At 66.0% G+C, this 13,767-nt stretch carries 18 protein-coding genes; 1 reads left to right on the top strand and 17 read right to left on the bottom strand.

What is annotated here, in order from left to right; genetic code table 11:
- Window positions 1–2: 2 nt before the first annotated feature.
- The 17 genes from OU415_RS02315 to OU415_RS02395 all read right to left on the bottom strand — a co-directional run bounded on the left by OU415_RS02315 (window position 3) and on the right by OU415_RS02395 (window position 11,850).
- Entirely contained in the window at window positions 3–392 is a 390-nt protein-coding gene (locus OU415_RS02315; RefSeq protein WP_270946814.1) for a hypothetical protein, read from the bottom strand.
- The gene (locus OU415_RS02320; protein WP_270946815.1) at window positions 393–1,376 is read right to left on the bottom strand and encodes a phage tail tube protein; all 984 of its coding nucleotides are present in this window, start codon (window positions 1,374–1,376) and stop codon (window positions 393–395) included.
- Entirely contained in the window at window positions 1,376–1,573 is a 198-nt protein-coding gene (locus OU415_RS02325; protein WP_270946816.1) for a hypothetical protein, read from the bottom strand. The genes OU415_RS02320 and OU415_RS02325 overlap by 1 nt, the downstream gene beginning before the upstream one ends.
- An 18-nt stretch (window positions 1,574–1,591) precedes the next feature.
- The gene (locus OU415_RS02330) at window positions 1,592–2,041 is read right to left on the bottom strand and encodes a hypothetical protein (RefSeq protein WP_270946817.1); all 450 of its coding nucleotides are present in this window, start codon (window positions 2,039–2,041) and stop codon (window positions 1,592–1,594) included.
- On the bottom strand, window positions 2,038–2,676 hold the full coding sequence (locus OU415_RS02335; RefSeq protein ID WP_270946818.1) for a hypothetical protein: 639 nt from the start codon (window positions 2,674–2,676) through the stop codon (window positions 2,038–2,040). Before OU415_RS02335 ends, OU415_RS02330 begins: the two co-directional genes overlap by 4 nt.
- Entirely contained in the window at window positions 2,676–2,882 is a 207-nt protein-coding gene (locus OU415_RS02340; protein WP_270946819.1) for a hypothetical protein, read from the bottom strand. Before OU415_RS02340 ends, OU415_RS02335 begins: the two co-directional genes overlap by 1 nt.
- On the bottom strand, window positions 2,882–3,064 hold the full coding sequence (locus tag OU415_RS02345; protein ID WP_270946820.1) for a hypothetical protein: 183 nt from the start codon (window positions 3,062–3,064) through the stop codon (window positions 2,882–2,884). Before OU415_RS02345 ends, OU415_RS02340 begins: the two co-directional genes overlap by 1 nt.
- A 10-nt stretch (window positions 3,065–3,074) precedes the next feature.
- Window positions 3,075–3,290, bottom strand: a complete 216-nt coding sequence (locus OU415_RS02350) for a hypothetical protein (RefSeq protein WP_270946821.1) — start codon at window positions 3,288–3,290, stop codon at window positions 3,075–3,077.
- A 178-nt stretch (window positions 3,291–3,468) separates the two neighbouring features.
- A complete protein-coding gene (locus OU415_RS02355; protein WP_270946822.1) occupies window positions 3,469–4,701 on the bottom strand; it encodes a phage major capsid protein in 1,233 nt (410 codons plus the stop codon).
- A 27-nt stretch (window positions 4,702–4,728) separates the two neighbouring features.
- Complete coding sequence (locus OU415_RS02360) at window positions 4,729–5,460, bottom strand: HK97 family phage prohead protease (RefSeq protein WP_270946823.1); 732 nt, start codon at window positions 5,458–5,460, stop codon at window positions 4,729–4,731.
- A 13-nt stretch (window positions 5,461–5,473) separates the two neighbouring features.
- Entirely contained in the window at window positions 5,474–6,979 is a 1,506-nt protein-coding gene (locus OU415_RS02365; protein WP_270946824.1) for a phage portal protein, read from the bottom strand.
- Window positions 6,976–7,143 (bottom strand): hypothetical protein, encoded by a 168-nt coding sequence (locus OU415_RS02370; protein WP_270946825.1) that lies wholly within the window; start codon window positions 7,141–7,143, stop codon window positions 6,976–6,978. Before OU415_RS02370 ends, OU415_RS02365 begins: the two co-directional genes overlap by 4 nt.
- A gap of 6 nt (window positions 7,144–7,149) precedes the next feature.
- Window positions 7,150–8,583, bottom strand: a complete 1,434-nt coding sequence (locus OU415_RS02375) for a terminase large subunit (RefSeq protein WP_270946826.1) — start codon at window positions 8,581–8,583, stop codon at window positions 7,150–7,152.
- Window positions 8,564–8,824 carry a hypothetical protein gene (locus OU415_RS02380; protein WP_270946827.1) on the bottom strand — a complete coding sequence of 87 codons (261 nt, stop codon included), beginning with the start codon at window positions 8,822–8,824 and terminating at the stop codon, window positions 8,564–8,566. Before OU415_RS02380 ends, OU415_RS02375 begins: the two co-directional genes overlap by 20 nt.
- Window positions 8,824–9,099, bottom strand: a complete 276-nt coding sequence (locus OU415_RS02385) for a hypothetical protein (RefSeq protein WP_270946828.1) — start codon at window positions 9,097–9,099, stop codon at window positions 8,824–8,826. Before OU415_RS02385 ends, OU415_RS02380 begins: the two co-directional genes overlap by 1 nt.
- 75 nt (window positions 9,100–9,174) lie before the next feature.
- Complete coding sequence (locus OU415_RS02390) at window positions 9,175–11,337, bottom strand: hypothetical protein (protein ID WP_270946829.1); 2,163 nt, start codon at window positions 11,335–11,337, stop codon at window positions 9,175–9,177.
- A 9-nt stretch (window positions 11,338–11,346) separates the two neighbouring features.
- Complete coding sequence (locus tag OU415_RS02395; RefSeq protein WP_270946830.1) at window positions 11,347–11,850, bottom strand: hypothetical protein; 504 nt, start codon at window positions 11,848–11,850, stop codon at window positions 11,347–11,349.
- A gap of 95 nt (window positions 11,851–11,945) precedes the next feature.
- Here OU415_RS02395 and OU415_RS02400 point away from each other — a divergent pair, with 95 nt between their 5' ends.
- Window positions 11,946–13,106 (top strand): pentapeptide repeat-containing protein, encoded by a 1,161-nt coding sequence (locus OU415_RS02400; RefSeq protein WP_270946831.1) that lies wholly within the window; start codon window positions 11,946–11,948, stop codon window positions 13,104–13,106.
- Window positions 13,107–13,767 lie beyond the last annotated feature (661 nt).

Genomic DNA, 13,767 nt, shown 5'->3' on the forward strand with positions numbered 1-13,767 from the left:
TCCTATTTCTTGCCTTCGATGACTCGCCGAATGCGATCGGCCATGACCTCGTACAGACGCCGCCCTGGGGACAGCTCGTATTCGAGGAACCGTGCGCTACCGCCCCTGGGGTGGGTGTAGTCGTAGCGCTGGTGCTGCGGGATGGCGTAGTGCTCGGTGCCCCTGCCGCGGGGGTCGCTACCGGTGGACCCGAAGTGGACCACCGCGACAGGGAACGCCACGTCAGCCCGGCCGGAGCGTTTCAACGCTCCGGATCGGACCGGTACATCAGCGTCGGCCAACGCCTTGTCCGCGGCGGCCTCCAGTGCGTCCTCAGACGCTTCCTGGATCGCGGCCTGCACACGGGCGAACCGGGAATCCCAATCCCAGTCCAGGCGCTTGCACGTTGCCACTTACGGAGTCGCCTCGCTGGTGAACAGCTCGAACTTCACCGCAGACCCCGGGCCCGAGCCCGAGTCGATGCACTTGTAGGCGATGTTCTGCTCCAGCACCTCGGGCCCCTGCACCGTCGGGGTCTCGCCGTCGAAACGGACGTTGCAGGTCACCACGAGCTTGTAGGTCAGCGCATCCTCGATGACCACCCCCGAGTCGAAGGTGAGCACCAGCGCCGCCTCCTGGCCCTGGATGAACTTGTTGTAGAGGTCCAGGTTGTTGAACTCGGTGGCAACTTCGCCCTCGAAGTTCAACAGCTCCGCCTGCACCGGCTTCTTGCGCAGCTGGCTGCCCAGGAAGTACCGGTCGTCATCCAGCCCGTTCTCACCCGACAGCGAGAATTCCTTGACGTCCAGCGGGGTTCCGTCGATCGTCAACGAGCCGTGGATGAACGTGTAGATGTGGTTGTTCGCCGGGTAGGTGGCGGTCACCAGCGGCTGGCTGGTGGCCTCGTCCCGCCCCAGCAGCGAGACCGTGAGCTTGACCGGGTCACCGACACCGGCCTCCAGCTCCCACTCGCTGATGTTGCAGCCGACGTAGGAGAACGGCCGGGTCACACCATCGATGGACGTACGGCCAACCTGGCACGTCAGGCCGGTCGGAACCTCGTCGGGAATGAAGGTGTGCTTGTAGACCGTCGGCGAGTTGGCCACGTCCGGCTGGGTCGTGGTGACCCCGCCGAGCATGTGCTTGAGCATCAGCCCAGCGCCCTTGGTCATCAGCTCCAGCTCGACGTCACCTTCGACGTTCTTCTTGCCGGGGGTCCAGCGGTCGGAGCGCAGCGTGCGGGTGCCGGCGCGCAGGGCCTCGGACTCGACTCGCTCGATCTCCATCTTCAGTTCCTCGGACAGGAACTCGTAGAAACGGGTAGGCGCGGTGTACGTGCCGTAGGTGGTCTCTTCGGCGAAACCGAGTTGCGCCGACAGGCCCGAGTACAGAGCCATTACCGGTCGTCCTCCTTCTTAGCGACGCGCTCAGGCTTCGCCTTGCTTTCCTTCACTTCCTCGAAGTCCGGCTGCTCGAGCAGCTGGCGGGACTTCGGGGTGTCAGCGATCTCCTTGGGCACGCCATGTTCGAGGACGACGCCCCCAACGTCGGGGACCTCGACGGCGTCATACCGTCCCTTGTAGACGATCAGCACGGGATCTCTTTCCTTTCCCTATGGGTGAAGACGAGCCCGCACCCGGACCCGAACATCGAAACGGGAGCCGTGCCCATCGCTCTTCGCCAGCGCGCCGACGTGGTGGGTCCAACCGTCGATCTCGGCCCACAAGATTTCTGGGATCAGCTCGGGCTTCTCGGCCAACATCTGCTGCAGCTCGATGAGCAGTTCAGCCGCCCGGTCGTCGGCGACGTCCTGCCCCTCGGCCTGGGTACGCAGCACTTGGCAGGCCACCGTCAGCGAGTAGTTCTCCTCGACGCGCTTGGTGCCCATCTTCATCGTCGGGATGCCCAGCTCGGCGCGTGCGTCCTCGATCCAGATCGACTCGTCCCAGATCTCGGTTTCGGGGAACCCGTAGGAGATCTGCACCCCGACCAACCCGGGGCGCGCTTGCAGGGTCTCGACGAGCGCTCGTTTAAACGCCACCAGCGTGGTTCCGGTGCTCACAGCACCACCTGCCGGGGCTCCTGGATCTCACCGGACACCAGCTGCCGCGCGGCCATCGGGATGCCCCAGCGCGGGAAGTTGGCTTGCGGCATGTCGAACTCGTTGACCCCGCCGGTGGCATCCAGCTGGGACCGCCAGAAGTTCTCCAGCATGAACTTCGCCGCGAGCTTGTACCGCTCGGGGACCTCCGCCGTCGACGCGCACCGCCCAGCGACGTAGGACACGGCCACGTTCGCCTGCCCCGACTCGAACCGGGCCCGTCTGCCCGCCCTGCGCCGCAACAGCCGGCCCGACCACAGCGACGGGATCACGTCGTAGCGCTCCAGGAGATACGCCTCGTCCGGCTTCACCGCGTTCGACTCCGCGGTCAGCACCGTCGAAGTGGTGTCGCTGTACTCGATGACCTGGGTCACCGACACCACCGGGAACAGGTCAAGGAACACCGACGGGCGTCCGCCGTCGTGCACCTCGTTGGTGACGGTGCGCTGCACGACCGGCCCGATGTAGAGGTCCAGCCGTTGCGACACCGCCGTGATGTAGCTCGGCAGCTCCGCGTCGTGCTTGGTGACGCTCTCGGAGATGTTCAGCGCCTGCTTGGCCTCGGCCAGCGTCAACACGTCCAACGGATCGGCCATCACTTGTCCTCGTGCTCAGCCCGATTCTTCGAGACCGGTGGGCGGCCCGGCTTCCGCTTCGGGGCGGGATCGGGGTTCGGGATCAGCTCCTGCATGACCGCGGCGGGGACGTCGTCGCCTACCCCGTAGGCCAGGAACGCCGCCGCCGGGTCGCCCTCGTAGACGTGGCGGCCGTCGGCCGTCTTGTAGATCCGCTGCTCGGCCATCAGACCTGCGCGCCCACCAGCGTCCACACCGTCGCGGCCAGCGTGCCGGTGTTGATGTAGAGCTTGCCGGTGGTGCTGTCACGCAGGACCGCACCCTTGTCGGCCTCACCGTTGAAGTCCCCGTTGACCGGAGCGCCGGCCTTCACCAGGTCGCGGTGCCGAGCACCCTCGATGTAACCCATCCTGAAGTCCTCACTTCTTCTTGCGCGGGTTCTTGCGCTGGTATTCGGCCTGCTGCTCCGCTCGGCGGCGACGCTGCGAAGCCGACATGTTCTGCTGGTAATCCCGCTGGTACTCGGCCCGCCGACGCCGCTGCGACGAACTCAGGTTCTGCTGGTACTCGCGCTGGTACTCAGCACGATCACGACGCTGCGACGCGCTCGGCTTCTTCCGCTTCGGGGCAGCCATCAGCGGCCACGCCTCGCAGGCTGCTTCGGGGCCGGCTTGCCCGCCTGCGGCTTCTGCCCCGGCTTGCCCTGCGGCTTCTTCGGCGCAGGCTTCTTCGGTGGCTTGGTCGCCATAACCTCGTGTCCTTCCGAGGATGGCGGCGGGGCCCCTCAATCGAGCAGCCCCGCCGCGTCCGTCATCAGATGCCGGTGACCGTGCAGAACGCGGTCGGCCGGTACACCACCAGCGCCACACGCATGTCGGCGCGGATGGCCTGCTTGCCCTGGATGAAGAACTGGTCGTGCGAGTTCGTCACCTGGACGTCGATGCCCCGGCGGGACACCAGCTCGGTGAAGTTGCGGAAGTCGCCCACCAGCGCGGTGCCCTCAGCGATCACGTCGTTCTCGACGATCGGCAGGCCCCAGATGCGCGGCTGCCCAGTCTCCAGCGGCGAGCCCCAGATGTAGATGCCGTCCGCCGTACGCAGCAGGCGGATGTCCTGCCAGTCGTTGGAGTGCATCACCACGTGGTCCGGGCGAGCTCGGCCCGTGACCTTCACCTTGGTCATCGCCTTGTAGATGGCGTCGGGGCCGGCATCGGTGCCCTTGGCCTGGGTCTGGATGCCGACGGTGTTGAGCACACCCCGCAGGTTCGGGGCGGTGCCGTTGCCGTTGAGCAGCTGCGAGTCCAGCCGCTGCCGCAGCATGAACGGCAGACGGTTGTTGACGTAGCCGCGGGCGTGCGACTCGTCCTCCAGCTGCTCATCGGTGATGGGCAGCCACACCGCGATCTTGCGCACCGGCGACTGCTTCTCATCCAGCGCCAGCGCGGCCTCGGGGAACGTCCCGGCCTCCAGGATCTCCCCCGCGGCGTTGGTGTACGTGGTCTCCTCCATGTAGACCACGGCCTGCTGCGAAGTGGAGCCGGTCGGGAAGACGTCGGTCACCTGAATCGGCCTGGTCGCGAAGTCCACGACCTTGCCGGTCCGGGTGGTCTCCGGCGGCCAACCATCGCCAGCCGCGGCCGAGCCACCGGTCTCGAACAGCGCCTTGAGGTCGACGTCGAGGTGCGCGACCGGGCCCTGCGGACCGAGCTTGCCCTTGACCGCCGCCGACTTCACGAACGCATCACCGATGCTCTTGAACGCCGCCTCGCGCTGCTCGTCGGCCTTCTCCTCGCGCTCACCCTCGCGGGCACCGCGATTCGCCGAGGAGTAGTCGGCGGCCTTCTGCACCGCCTTCAGCTCGTCGACCTCCACGCCCAGAGCGTTGATCTCCTCGTGGAGCGACCGAATCGCGTTGAGCGGGTCGGAAACGCTCTTGACCTGCTTCATGTCCAGCTCGGGACCGGCCTCTTCGAAGATCGCGGCCAGCTCGGCGTTCTTGGCTTCCAGCCGCCCCTGGGCAGCCTTCAGCGCCGGGAATTCACTCATTCCCGTTGTCTCCTTTGGATTCTTGGCTTACGAAGCCAGTCCGTGTTGGCTGCCGACCCAGCGCAGGTATTCGCGCAGCAATTCGTCGTCGGAGCCTTCTGACTCAGGCTCGGGGGCCGGCTCGACCAGCAGGTGCTTCAAGCACTCCAGCTCGTCGGAGACCTTCAGCAGCAGATCGCGAGATTCACTGCCCAACCCTTTGCCCGCTTCGCGTCGCTTCGCCAAGACTTCCGCGCCGCGGCTGGTCAGCTCCTGCAGAGCGGTCAAGACCTGCTCGCACTGACCAGCAAAACTCGCACCCTGCGACTTCACGCTCAGGGTCTGCGTTCCGATCCCAGCGCCTTTGAGCACCGGGGAAACCTCGTAGACGTTCAGTTTCTTCAGAAACCGCGCCGACTTGCCTTCGAACTCGCCCTGCTCGAAGTCGGCGACGGTGAACCCGTAGGACCACTCCCCCAGCTCGCCGAGTTCCTTGACGACCTCGAAGGTCTCGCGGCCTGCGGTGGTGTTCAGGAAGAACCGCCCCTTGAGCACCGCACGGTCGTCGTGGACCTCGATCTGGCCCTTGCCGACCGGCAGACTGCCTTCCCACGAGCCGTGGTTGTAGGCGCTGATCTTCACGGGGTGGCCGTGGGTGAATGCTTCCTTCAACGTCACGTCGCCGTCGTGGTCGCGCACACCGAAGCGAGAGAACACAGCCTCGACTTCGCCCGCGGCGGCGTCCTTCACCTCGATGGGACCAAACGATTTCGTGTTCATCGCGTCCGTTTCCTCACTGGTTCGCGCCGCCCGGCTGCGGCCTCGGTTTCGGTTGCGACACCGCTTGCTGCTGTGGCGACGGCGCGCCGCCCGCTGGCTGCCCGCCCATCGCGGGATCGCCCGGCAGGACCTCGCCGGTCTCGGGGTCGAACTGCCCCATGCCCGGCGGCAGCAGCTGCACACTCAGCAGCCCGGAGTGGTTGCCGATCAGCTCGTCGACGTTCATCGACTTGGCGACCTTCACCGACGCGTCCGGGTCGAAACCGCCGTCGACGAGCTGGCGGATCACGGCGGCCTGCTGGGCGAGGATCGCGGCCTGATCGGACAGGTCCTCGCGCAGGAAGGCGATGTCGCGATCGTCGACCCGCAGGTGCTCGGGCTTCTTCAGCGACACCAGCGATTCCAGGGCGACCCCGGCCATGCGCCACAGCGGGCGGATGGTGTTGTCGGCGAACCGACGGCGGGCCTGCCCGTAGTTGGAGTAGGTCGCCGACTCCAGCCCCTCGGACAAACCCACGATGATCGGGGGAACGCCCGAGGCGGCGGCGATGCGGGTCTCCCCCGCGCCTTGGGTGGTCTTGAAATCCAGCTGCGAAAGGTCCGAGCCGACGGTGGTCACCGTCGCCCCGCCCGCCAGGAACAGCGTCTTGTAGGCGTTGTCCACGCCCTGGTGCTGTTCCTTGAACAGCTCGGCGAACTCGCGGGCCTGCGGCCCGGTGATCTCCTTGTCGAGCGCGACGGCCATCTTCGGTGATGCGCCCAGCTCGAAGTACTTCAGCTTGTGTTTGGTGGCGGCCTTGTCGGCCTTGACCTCGTTGACGATCGGCGTCAGCCAGGACATGCCCCGGTAGCGCATCGACGGGTCCGGGATCGGGCTGTAGTGGCAGACGTCCTCGGGCAACAGCAGCAGCGACTGCTGCTGGTCAGAGATCACACCCCACTGGGTGCCAGCCGCGGGCGGGTTGTACTCGTAGGCGATCACCTTGGCGGTGACGTCGTACGGGTGCGCGTCCTCGGGATCCTTCCGGGAACCGATGATGATCGTGACCCAGTCCGGGCGCAGTCGCACGATCCGCTCGCCGGGCCCACCACGAGCAGCCCTGCCGATGCGGCCAAGGTCGTCGACGGTCGTGGCGTAGAAGTTCCCAGCCAAGCTCACATCAAGTTCCATGCGCGACAGCAGCTCACCGATGGTGCCGTTCGACCACGGCCGGCTCAGCAGCTCGATGCCCGGGGTGTACTTCAGGTCGCCGGGGCGACCGTCCAGGCCGTAGCGGCACACCGCGAACCGGGCCTCGCTGAACGCCAGCTGCCGGGCCAAGATGCAGGCGAACACCACGCCGCTGGACTTGTACGCGCCCTGGACGTAGCCCTCGAAGTCGTTGCCGATGTCCTCGCGGCTGCCCGACATCGACGCCGAGATCAGCGGCCAGCGGGTCACGTCGTCATCGAGCGACCAGAACTCCGGCTGCGCCCACGACTTGCGCCGCGCGCCGGTCAGACGCCGGAACAGGGTCACTCCTGCTCACCTCCTGGCCAGTCCGCCAAGAAAAGCACGGCGTAGACCGCGGTCAGCACGCCCGACACCACCAGCGCAGGCCCCAAACCTGCCAGCAGCCCAACACCGACAACGACTTGCAGCCCAGCCAGCAGCAACAGCGCGGCGAGCGCGATTTCACCCATGTGTCCTCAAATCCACGCCATCATCGGGGTCATCGGCTCGTCCGGGACGCCATAGAGAACGAACCCGTGCACCGCCAACGTCGCCGCCACCAGCGGGGCCACGTCGTTACGGGACTCCTTGCGGTTCCAAACCCAGGCATCACCCAGCGGACGCTTCTTCGCACCCGCCACGGCGGCGTTCACGGGCGGCTGGTCGAAGTGCCGCAACTCGCCATTGACCACCAGGTCAAAGAACGCTCCACATGCCTGCCCTGCCTCGCGGGTGGTCAGCAGGACGGGTTCGATGCCCTCGTCCTGCAGCGCCGCCAGCAGCCCGCCGGCGGGGCCGCCGGGGTCCATCACCACGGCCGCGGGCTCGTGCCGCTCGATCAGCTCGCCGATCCGGTCGACCATCCAGGCGGTGCCCTCGCGGTAGTCGACCAGCTCGGAGTGCAGCAGCCCGTCCTCGCGCCGCCCGCACACCGAGATCGCACCGTGCGTGCGGTTCAGGCTGACGTCGAGCCCGAACACCACCGGCCCCGACCGGCGCGACGCCGAGTCGGCGACGGCCTGCCAGTCCCGGGCGCGGATCACGACGTCGGCTTCCTCGTCGTACCAAATCCCCAGGCGCTCCCGGGCGAACTCCAGCCCGCCCATCGCCGCGGACTCGGCCTCGATGAAGTCCTCGGTCAGCCGGATTCCCAACGCCGGGTTCGCCCGCGCCCACTCGTCGCGGTCGGCCAGCGCGGTCTCGTAGTTCTTCGCGTCGGTCTGCGCCGACCACTCGAAGTAGGCCAGCCGCTTCGCCCGGCCCTGCAGGTCACCCTCGAGGCCACGCTTGCGGATCTCACGCAGCTGGGTGGACTCCTCCATCCCGGCGCTGGACGTGTACCACAGCTGCGGGTTCGGGCGGGCCGCCAGCGTCGGCAGCAGCGCCGCCATCGCCTCGCTCGGCAGGTTGTACGCCTCATCCAGGATCACCAGGTCCGCGGTGAACCCACGGCCCGAACCCGTCGAGCGAGCCACGAACCGCAGCCGCCGGCCGTCCTTCAGCTCGATGCCCTCCTCGCCGTGCGAGGTGCGCACCCGCGCGACGCGGCGTTTCAACGCCGGGGTGTCGTCGATCAGCCGGTTGATCCGGCGGAACGCTTCCTGCGCAGTCTTGAACTCGTGCGCCGAGTGCAAGATCAGTTCCTCGTCGAGCAGGAACAGCCCGGTCAGCTCGCGGGCCTCCAGGATCGAGCCCTTGCCGTTCTGGCGGGGCACGATCACACCGACCTCGAACGCCGCCCAGCTGCCGTCGTCGCGCTCGCCGAGCGAGTCGCGCAGCACCAGCTGCTGCCACGGGTCCAGGTGCAGCCCGGCCATCGCGCACAGCTCGATCGCCTCGTCGCCCGAGGTGTGGGCGTAGCGGGGGACGCTGTGAACTCGCGGGGTCTGGCTACCCCGAACGCCGGGCATCGCGGCGAGCCTTCAACTCGTCGAACTCGTCGGACTCCTTGACCCCAGTCAGCTCCGCGATCTCGGCCATGACCGCGCGCAGCTCCTTGCCCATGATGGAGAAGTCCCGGCCCGCGGCCTCGTTCGCAGACTGGGCGTGCTGCAGCCGCACCATCTCGGCGGCCAGCGCGTCCCGGTACGCCTCCAGAGCCTTCACGCGGTCGCCGCGGGCCACCACCGTGTACAGCTGCTCGCCGTCCATCACAGGTTCTCCGTGACCACAGCGCCGTACATCGCGGTGCGCCGGTTCGCGCCCGCCACCACGTCGCAACGCCAGAACGTCGAGCCCGGGGCGGACACCACTGCGGCGGGCACGGTGAACTGCGCCAGCCCGCCGGCCGCGTTGGTGATCGTCACGTCCGTCGGGCTGACCAGCTTGGTCACCGACGGATCGCCGTCCGGTGTCGACGCGGAGGGTTTAAACAGCACCTCGACGGTCTTGCCGGTCAGATCCTCCGCCGACCCGGTGGCCTGCACAGTGAAAGACAGCGTGATCGTGTCCGTGTTGCCCTCGAAGAGATTCAGAACCGTGCTCGCTGGCACCACAGCCCCCTACGCGTAATCAACGGTCCCGCCAACACGATTCGTCTCCAACGCCCCGGCCGTCCGGCCGGGCACCGACGCCGAACCCACCAGCCGAGAAGCTGGAGACGCCGCGCCGTTCACGCGGTCCGCGAAGGCCACCGAACCCGCCACCTGATTCGTGGACCCCGCCAGGCGATCCGAGATGCCCGTGGTTCCGCCCAGACGTTGGATGACCGCCACAGCACCCGTCAGGCGCTGCAGCACCATTCCCGCCGACAACGCTGACCCGGACTCGCCGGCCAGCGTCGCCGAGTCGCTGGACGCCACCTGCACCGACACCAGCGCGGTTTCGCCGACCGTCGCCGCATCGGTGCCGACGGCCAACACCTGCAGCACTGCGGATTCATCGAGCGCGCCGCCGCCGTCGGTGCCACCGGCCGAAGCCTGCAGCACCGTCGACTCGCCGACCGCGCCACCATCGGCGCCAGTGATCGGCACCGCTCCCGCTTCCACGGAAGCCGACTCGGTGAGCAACCCGCCGTCGGTGGCGAGTATCTGCACCGTCAGCGCCGCGGAGTCGGTGGTTGTCGCCGGATCGGAGGTCGTGAACTCCGCCGCGACGCTCGCCGCGTCCGTGATGGCCGCAGCGTCCGATCCGGCCGTCACGACCGCCAGCTGGACCAGCTCGATCACGCTGGCGGTGTCCGTGGTCGTTCCGGTCGCCGCGACGCCCGCCGAATCCGAGACCGCCGCCTGATCCGAAGCAGCCGATGTCGCCGACACCGACGCCGAATCCGCGACGCCAACGGAATCTGCCGGGGCGGTCGCGGCAGACAGGAAACCCGAGTCCGTCGCGCTCGCCGAATCCGAGCCGCTGACGGGAGTGGAGCCGCCGCCCGGACCGACAGGCAGCAGCGCCCACATCTGGCCGATCGCCGGCGCGGTGTTGCCGGTGTCGATCGTGAATGTCTTGTCCGTGACCGTCATCGCGCCCGGCATGAGCGCGTAGTCCAAACCCAGACCGATGTTGTCGCCGGGCTCAGTCGCGAAGTCCTCGCGGTCGCAGATCTCGTTCCACGCCAGCCCGTCACCGGACAGCACCGTCAGCCCACCACCGGGCTGCCAGTCGCTCTCCCGCACACCAGCCACCAGAACGATTCCCGCGGCGGTCGTGGTGACCCCGGAGATCGGGCCCATGTCCTTCTGCACGCCGTTGTTCGACGCGGTGCCCAGCACGTCGGCTGGGTCACCCGACGCGACCACTCCCCGGAACGCGAAGATCTGGGTGAAGCGGATATCGCTCGTCGTGCCCGAGTACGCCAGCGTCGGAGCGGCATCGCCCGACTGATATCGGCGGTAGTACCAGGACAGCCGCCCACCGGTCGTCGCCGACAGGGTGCTGGCCTTCTTCGTCCAGCCCGACGGCGTGGCCGGCTCGTTCGCGGTGCCCGCCCACGACGTCATGCCGTACAGCAGCACCATCAGATCGCCGTCCTGCAGTCCCGCAGGCAGGCCCGGGGTGTTCGCGGTGTTGCTGGCCACCAACGACTCGGTGCCCTTACCGACGTAGGTGATCGCCGGGTCCGCCGGCGGCACCGCCAACGTCCACGACACCCACGGGGCCGTCGCCGACGTGAAAGTGCCCGGGTCCTCGGTCAGGCTCGCGGTCACCGTCCGCTCGGCGGTGTTCGTCGACGCCCCACCCGTGCCCGCCGCCGCGATGCTCTGCAGCGTCGCATAGCTCGCCGGGGCCGCCGTCGCCACCGTCGTCGAGTCCCCGGACCTGGTGGCCACCCACAGGTGATCCGCCAACACCAGCGCGCTGTGGCTCGGCGGGTTCGAGTTCGTGCCCGAGGCATTCGCCGCAGTACCCGTCGGCGTGCCGGTCGTCCCGGTGATCCGCAGAACCACGTGCGACGACTGCTCCGACGCCGAGGTCGTCACCGTGCAGGTGTCGCCGCCAACGGCGTACTTCCAGAACACCGCGCCCGTGACCGCGGTCCCGTTGCTGGCCTGCCCCAGCTTGGTCCAGCCCGCCGAAGCCGTGCAGGTCGGACTGCCATCGCTGGAGAACACGACGAGCAGCAGGTTTCCGACCACGATCCCGCTCGGCATCGTGATCGCGTGGCTGGTCGTGTTGGTCGTGGTCGTACGACCGGTCGACCGTGCCGCGACGGTCGGTGCCGCCACCGTTTACACCTACGCCAACGACAGAGTGACGGTCAGCGTCCAGGTCGAACCCGACGCCTTCGTGCCCAGCGATTCGACCTTGCGGTTGAGCATCCGGCCAGCCGCCGAGGCATTGAAGATCGCCCACTCGTTCCAGGCGAAGTTCGCATCCGACGATCCGAACGTGGACCGGTACGTGATGCTCTTCGCCCCGGCCGAGCTGGTCGAGTCGGTGTGCTGCGGGTAGGTGGCGTCCATCGCCTTGCGCAGCTTGTTCGACGCGGCCTGCAGGTCCGTCTGCGTGTCCGCCGCGGCCGTCGTCGAGTCGCCCACCCCGAGGTAGGCGTTGGTATTGTCGAACGCGGTGACCGCAGTCCCGATCAGACGCTCCCACAGCGCCGACGCCCCGCCGATCACCAGCAGATTGCCCTCGCGCTCGATGACCTCAAACGCGCGTTCTGCGGAGTAGTCCGCATCGCTGGCGTACTTCGCTACGCACCACTGCACGCGCCACTGCAAAGCCTCTCCCCGCATACCTTGGCCTCCGTTTTGCCTGGTTCTCGGCGGTTTTCGACCGTTCCGGCCGGTTCTCGACGGTTTTGGGTGCTGCAACTGGCAGAATCCTGCTCATGGCAAATGGGGCGTGGCGGACGATGGCAAACGGCAAGATAGTCCCGATCACACGACGAAGGGGGCCAAGGGGTAGGACGAACCCGCACGTTCTTTCCGAGGTAACCATCTGGATCTGGGGAATCGTCCTGGTCCTAGTTGCGGTCGGCTCGGTCTGGGGAATGCTCTACTTCTTCGGCAACGACCCAACGGGCAGCACTCGGCTCGAAGCAATCCGAATAGCCAGCACAGTTGTAGTTGGCACGGGCGGAGCCGCCGCGCTTCTCCTTTCCGCCCGTCGGCAGCGCTTCACCGAACTCGACGGCACCGAACGCCGCATTACCGAACTTCAAACCAAAGCCGCCGACCAGCTAGGCCATGAGAAAGCCGCAGTCCGCCTTGCCGGACTCCATAGCCTCGAACGGCTTGCGCAAGACCACCCGAGCCATCGGCAGACAATTGTCGATATCATCTGCGCCTACTTGAGGATGCCATTCACGCCACCAAGCAGCGAAAGAAGCCGGTCTAAAATTTCCGGTTCACTATTGCATCGACGCGATCCCGCATGGAAGCGAAACTGGCCTAATGCATTTCCAAATCAGACTGACTCTCGCCACCAGGAAATGCAAGTCCGCCTCACAGCACAGCGTATTCTAACAGATCACTTACGCCCCTTCCGCGCAAGAACGCGGGGCATGTTCCACACAAAGAAGATAGACAAGCCAACGCATGTAAACTTCTGGGAAGGAATGAATCTCGATCTTACCGGGGCCACTCTCCATGACTTCGAATTTCAATTTTGCGAGGTCGGAATAGCGAGTTTTCAGAAAGCTCGATTCACTGGAAACTCGGCGAATTTCAAGTGGTCCCGATTTAGGTCTTCCACATTGTTCGACGCCGCCGACTTTCACACATTATCGTCATTTTTCGACTATGCTCACTTTGAGCACACGGCTCAATTCAAAGCAGTAAACTTCGACCATACATCTTTCGCCAATGCAATCTTCGCCTGGCGCGGAGGAAACCACCTTCAAGTCCTGTTCGATGGTTCAAAATTTCCCAGCGTCACATTCAGGGGAACCAAATTTATGGGACCAGTAAGCTTTATTGACGTCACATTCCATCAGCCGCCCCGACTCGACGAAGCGAAATTCCGTAAGGAGCATTTTTTGCACCCCTGAACACGGGAAAACAAGTGGGGAGAGAAAAGGTCGAGTCCCGGCCTCTCAGCCGCCCCCTTGATCCTTCGATCAAGGGGTACCCCCCGGGTCCCCGCACCCCACCCTGCTCTCAGCCACCCCGCTCCAGTGACGCCCACCAGGCCCCAGGACCGCGAAAGGACACACCCCAGAAGGGGACCCCTTACGGCGCACCAGTCATGCGCGCACGGCCACACCCGGCAGAACGGTGTTTGATATGCCGGTCACCCCGACTGGCTGCACAGCACCGGACACGCAGGCTGGAACACGGGGCGCACGCTGACTCGACACGCTCTCGCTGGTGTCGCATGCACGCAACACACAAGGATCACACGCACTACTCACGACAGTGGGCATAGAGCAAGCGCATTGGCAGGTCCACGCACGCATGCACCAAGCAGGTCAACCTGCAGCATCACCGGACACCACGGCATATCAACCCTGATGTCCACATGCATATCAACACTAACCTACATATCAATTGCACACATATACCTATCAACTAGTAGTACATACTAACTAATAGATACATACATACTAACACTATGCATACTACTAACTAATGCACATATACGCTTACGAATACACTAGGAGGGGATCGAGTCGAATAGACGTTCAGTCGTTAGTCATTCGGTTAGTATAT

Source organism: Saccharopolyspora oryzae (assembly GCF_027853915.1).
Lineage (GTDB): Bacteria > Actinomycetota > Actinomycetes > Mycobacteriales > Pseudonocardiaceae > Saccharopolyspora > Saccharopolyspora oryzae.